The 339-nt window shown below is 49.0% G+C and carries 1 protein-coding gene; it reads left to right on the forward strand.

What is annotated here, in order from left to right:
* Window positions 1-339, forward strand: a 339-nt coding sequence (locus tag CA598_RS32630; RefSeq protein WP_179283840.1) for a hypothetical protein, incomplete at both ends; no start/stop codon positions are given.

The following is a 339-nucleotide window of genomic DNA, read 5'->3' on the forward strand; positions in this document are numbered from 1 at the left end:
ATTTTAAAGCGTTCAGATAAAGCGGAAGTAACCGCGCCAGAAGTTCCGGTAATCGACCCCAACGTAATCCAGCTCGGAGATAGAACGGTGAAGGTACGCAAAATACCAATCGACGGATGGATTCAATTGACCGGAGTTATTAACACGCTACCGGAATTGGTTATGGGCGTTATTACAGCTCCGGAAGGAAGTCGCACAGCGTACTTATTCGCGATCCTCGAGCACGCACTTGAGGACATCGTACAGGTGGTTAGTGTTCTTACCGGATTCGAAACGCAATGGATTAAAGAGAACGTAGCGCCTGACGAATTGATGGCGTATTTTACCGCCGTTGCGCGC

Source organism: Paenibacillus sp. VTT E-133291 (assembly GCF_002264395.1).
In the GTDB taxonomy this organism is placed as follows: Bacteria; Bacillota; Bacilli; order Paenibacillales; family Paenibacillaceae; genus Paenibacillus_AQ; species Paenibacillus_AQ nitricinens.